This is a genomic window from uncultured Paraglaciecola sp. (assembly GCF_913058035.1).
GTDB lineage: Bacteria > Pseudomonadota > Gammaproteobacteria > Enterobacterales > Alteromonadaceae > Paraglaciecola.
The window spans coordinates 1-5,218 of sequence record NZ_CAJXPA010000241.1; the positions used below are offsets into that span (position 1 = coordinate 1).

At 35.6% G+C, this 5,218-nt stretch carries 4 protein-coding genes; 1 reads left to right on the top strand and 3 read right to left on the bottom strand.

The window, feature by feature from the left end; all coding sequences use genetic code 11:
- The 3 genes from QZ562_RS19360 to QZ562_RS19370 form a co-directional block, all read right to left on the bottom strand.
- Positions 1-1,569: two-component regulator propeller domain-containing protein (locus tag QZ562_RS19360; protein ID WP_293763931.1), on the bottom strand; the 1,569-nt coding region annotated here is incomplete at its 3' end.
- A 244-nt stretch (positions 1,570-1,813) separates the two neighbouring features.
- The gene (locus QZ562_RS19365; protein WP_293763935.1) at positions 1,814-2,611 is read right to left on the bottom strand and encodes an insulinase family protein; all 798 of its coding nucleotides are present in this window, start codon (positions 2,609-2,611) and stop codon (positions 1,814-1,816) included.
- 110 nt (positions 2,612-2,721) lie between these two features.
- The gene (locus QZ562_RS19370; RefSeq protein WP_293763932.1) at positions 2,722-4,566 is read right to left on the bottom strand and encodes an insulinase family protein; all 1,845 of its coding nucleotides are present in this window, start codon (positions 4,564-4,566) and stop codon (positions 2,722-2,724) included.
- 132 nt (positions 4,567-4,698) lie between these two features.
- Here QZ562_RS19370 and sixA point away from each other — a divergent pair, with 132 nt between their 5' ends.
- Positions 4,699-5,175, top strand: a complete 477-nt coding sequence (sixA, locus tag QZ562_RS19375) for a phosphohistidine phosphatase SixA (RefSeq protein WP_293763934.1) — start codon at positions 4,699-4,701, stop codon at positions 5,173-5,175.
- Positions 5,176-5,218 lie beyond the last annotated feature (43 nt).

A 5,218-nucleotide genomic window follows, 5' to 3' on the forward strand; every position in this document is an offset into this window, starting at 1 on the left:
ATCATTGACTTCAATTACGGAATTAAAGTGCCTTACAGGATTCTCTAAATCAATAACTAATTGCCTGACTAACTTACTATCTAGGTTATACAAGACCATTCCCAAATTTGTATTTAACCAGAGGTTCTGTTCAACATCTACAAGAAGAGGTTTGATATAATTTATTTTATTGTTCGCTAAATCAATCTCGTTGATTTGTAAATTTTTAGGGTCAATCCACTTAATAATTCCATCTTCAGTTCGTAACCACATACGTCCAAAAAAATAGATTATGGTTAGTATATTCTCTCCAGGAAAAACAGTTTCAATCAACTTTAATGCAGTATCACTTTGTTGCTTATAAATAAAAATCCCCCCTGAGCTAGCAACCCAAATTTGATCCAACTCATCGACTTTGATAGCCCATATATTGTGTATAAATTCGCTCAAGAACTGTTTAAATACAAAGTTTTTAGCATCTAGTCTGTTAAGTCCACTAGATTGCGTACCTATCCAAATTTTTTCTTTAGAATCCTCAGATAATCCCCAAATAGTGTTTCCAGACATGCCAGAAGCGTTAGTCGTCTCGATGGAGGTTTTGTTAAACATTTTTATTTCTGAGCTATCAGCATTATACCGATATAATGCACCTGAATAAGTGCCTAACCAAATTGAATTGTTTGAGTCTTTATATAGGCTTAATATATGTGAGCTTTCTAAGCCAAAGTTTATATTGTTTTGATTATTGTAAGAGTGTAAGTGTTCGAAATTACGGTTCAAAATGCTGATGCCTGTCGTGGTACCAAGCCAGATATTGCCATTATGGTTTTGTAATATACTTCGAACATCATTTCCAACAAGTGATGGAGTATTCTGGGAATTCAGAAGCTTCACAGAAGACAAATTTGGATCAATTTTATAAGCACCGATTTCAGTTGCAAGCCAATAGTTATTGTTGATTTTTTTGAAGTCAAATATATATTTGGCTTCTATCTTAAGATTCCACGGATTTGATTCTTTCAAGCTATATAAAGTATTGGAACTATGTTCAAGTATAAAAATACCACTTGCCAAACTGCCAATCCATGTCTTATTTGGTTCACTAAATATTACTTTAATGTCTGCAGGTAGTTTTTTACCGTTAACTGTAAAAGGTAGAAATGAACTAGCTAAGTCATCATAAAGATAAAGGTTTGCAGCAGTAGAAACTAATAAATTCCCATCTTTGTTTAGGGCTATTGTAAAAATTTCATTACTGTTTAACTGACTGTTATCTTTATTATAGTTTGTGAAATTATCTTTCAAAGAATTGTATTTAGCTAGGCCATTTTTAGTCGCAACCCAAAGGTTGCCTTGTGAGTCTAAAAGTAGCTTTTTGGTAAAATTGTGAGGTAGAGACGTTGGGTCGCTTTTTGAGTGTCTATAATTCTTGAACTCATAGCCATCAAAACGGCTCAAGCCTTCAAAAGTAGAAAACCACATATAGCCATGGGTATCTTCTAGGCTATTGGTTACCGTATTCTGTACCAAGCCTTCAGATTTAGAATATTTAACAAAAGCATTGTTTGCAGCGTAGGAATAGGAGCTCAAAAAAGCTCCCAGCAACAGAGACAATAAAAAACTACGAAATGTTAAAAAATAGAAAATATGCAATTCTCACCCAGTGGTAATGGTATACCTTATTATAATTAGATTAAATCATCGGCATTTCCATATCTCCCAACATCAAATATGCCTAATTTATAGGGCTGCTACAAGTATTAATCTTATTAAAACGGGTGTCTGAATGAGAAATGTGTCTGTTTGCTGTTTTTTTAACTAATTTACACAAATATCAAAGATATTGGCTACTGGATTTAAAACTTTGTATATCTGTTATCACTTCTGTTTTGTACGAAATTGAGGCATGTTGCCCTGGACTGTATAAGATGGCTTCTCCAAAACCTTGCCGCGATACGAGTGCGATTAGGTAGTTTGTGATCTCTGAAAAATCAATATCTAAAATTGTTTGGGTCATTTGCATGCTATATGTAAATGTTTTGTCTTGATTACCAATAGCCATCCACAACCTTTGACTTTTCATACTTAGGTTAGTGTCTTTCTCCATCAATTGTTTCATTACACCTTTTTTGAGTGTGTCCCATAAATGCCTGTACTGGTTGATGTTTTCGATGATTTGTTGCAGAAACAGATGAATTGCTTTAATTAGATACTCAGCAGGGTGATGTGGTGACTGAATATAAAAACCTATTCCAGGATGCTGATTGTAGGGAATGTAGCCACTGCCTACTAAATAACCAAGTTGTTGCTCAGTGCGTAATTGATTAAAAAAAGGTGCGGCTAATAACTGTTCTGCCAATATGGTCAATGCTATGTTTTTTAGACTCGCATCGGGCGCTTGAAAGTAAATAACAACTGCGGGGTCTTTGTGCAAACACTCTACTTGATAGGAAATGATTTTATTGTGCCTAATGTCTGCTACACCCCTGTGAATTTTGTCACATGTTCCAAACATCATTCTGAACTCTTTGATATCTGCACTTATTTTGTAGGCATCTTCCGCGGCCCAATCGCCAAAAATCAGACCTTCTAAATGAAATTGACTAAGTAACTTTTCTCTGGCCGCTACTATATCGTCTAGTGTTAAGTTTTACATACCTTAGCCAACTCTGATGAAGCATGGTTTTGTTGTTGCATGAGCACAGATAGTTTTGAAAAAATACGGTTAAGGGGCTCATTTAATCATGCATTGGATAAGCCTTGATACTGTCTGGATTTAACCTGAGAAAAGTTACTAGAAAAATCTTTATTTACAATAATTTCTGTCAAAAGATTGGTACAAAAATTTAATTGATTGGCACTAAAACCATTGGTTTGAAGAGAAAAGCCACCTTGATGCGGATAAAAATGAAAATGCATACCAGCCAGGTTAGCTTGATAATACTTTTGATTAAGTTTCTCGTTTAACAACGCTACCCATAATCTTTTTGCTGTAGTGACATAAATACCTTCATTCACTGCCTGACAATCAAAAGTTAAAAAGCAATCTCCTTTGGGTTGATGAAACTTATCATCTTGGCCGTACCACATGTCTAAACCATCTTCGCTGAGAATTTTTTTAGGTAGCGTGAATTGAGGTTCAACTGCCTTTTGTGGCCTGTGAGACGGCAAGAATTTATTGGCTTGTGGTAACGTAAATCTTGAACGCCAATTACCATTTAAAAAATATTTTAAGCGATTCGATTCAATTGGGGCGACACTATAAGGTGTGTCATACCACTTTGCTTTATGAGTAGTTTTTACAAAGGGATTAACAACTTTTATACGCATGTTTTTTGGACTGAAATAGTTTAACATTTGTAGTGTTGTCTGCACCTCTGGTTTGTCCAGAAGATAATCTCCTGCGATCAGATGTTGCGACGGATATTCGAACATTGCCAGACTATAGTGATATGCTTCATCAATTGGTTTAGCTTGGTCAGGAAAATCCCACATCAGCTGATTTAGAGCCGCTATTTCTTCGATTCTCCACATCTCAATGCCGCTTTCCATCATCAATTGTATATATGAGAAAAAAGCTGTTATTACTTCATCAGTGTATTTTATGCCTTCATTAGTCAATTGAAGATTTACGTTGAAGTCCTTAAAAGTACTGCCTTCTAAGCCGCCACCCGCACTTAAGTTTGTGGCCCAGTTTCTTATTTTATAGAAATGTAATAAACCACCTTCACTTTCATCACCTAGAATATGGCTTAGAACATTTAAAGGTTTACTTCTGTAATGAGTCTGCTGTTCAGGAAGTGCGAAGGTTAAGATCATTCTTTGCGTTTTTCGCAAAGGTAAAATATTAATCTGAACACCTAAATTGCGCTCAAGATAGAGCACTGGCAGAGGTTTGATTGGCAATTTATAGTTTGATTGCCAATGATTAAACAGTAGACGAACAGACTCTTCGCTAACTGACAATTTCTGATTACTGATTAAACACAAACAGGCATTATGAGGTTGATAAAAGTGCTCAAAAATTCTGATTAATTTTTGTTTCAGTTGAAATGGGCTAAAAGGCTCAAAGGTTTGGTGATTGCCCACCGAAAACTGGCTAAAAGGATGTTCTGGATTGCATGTTTCTTTGTGTACTTGGTAGAGACGCCTCAAATCGTCTTTCTGCTTTAATAAAAACTCGGCGTCGATAGCATTAATTTCTTTTTCGATTAAAGCCTCACAGAACAAAGGTTTCCTGAGCATGGCATATAAATGGGTTAAGGCTTGCTGTTCATATTCAGCTGCAATTTCATAAAAATAGCTACTGTATTCTGTGCCCGTTAACGCATTTATACTTCCTCCATGGGTCGCAATAAAATCATTAAACGCGTTGGGTTCAGTAAATTCGTTGTTGCCTAAAAATAACATATGTTCTAATAAGTGACTAATACCATGGCAGTCTTTGTCATCATTGAAGTGGCCTGTATTAAAAGTAACTGAACATGCACTTTTCACACAATTTGGGTCTTGCACCAACAAAATTCGAAGGCCATTAGCCAATTCAATGTGGTTATATTGACGACTGTCGTAGGCACTCTTAAGCAAGGCTCTCTTTTCCTAAGTTGATGAGTATCTAAGCATAAACTAATTTTTTAAAGGTGCAGATTTTTAATTATATTTTTTGTTATATTGGACGATATATAAATTAATACTTTAAATATAAATTTCGTGAGAATTATGAAATTAATCATCATGCGTCATGGCGAAGCTGAAAGGTTCCAAACACTGGACAAGACGCGGAACTTGACCAATTTAGGTAGGAAACAAGCTAGTCAAGCAGGTCGATGGTTGAATACATGCCTTGGACCAGAGCAGCCAGTCGATATTGCTTTAGTCAGTAGTTATATTCGTGCGCGACAAACATTCGAGCAACTGTGCGAAATGGTTGCTGTTACACGAAAAAAAGTTTGTGAAGACGTCGTCCCCGAAGGTGATCCGAAAATTGTTCATGATTTAATCAAGGCTTTGTTTAACGACAAGTCAAAGGCAAGCGTTGTATTAATTGTGAGTCATATGCCTTTTGTGAGCTACTTTTTAGAAGAAGTACATGTTGACAAAAAATCTATGTTATTCGGCACATCGAGTATGGTAGTTATTAATTATGATCTCGTTGCAGGCGCGGGCAAGATAGAAAGTATTTACCACCCTGTATAAATATAATCAAATGTAATGAATTCGTATTAAGAAAATCTTCTAT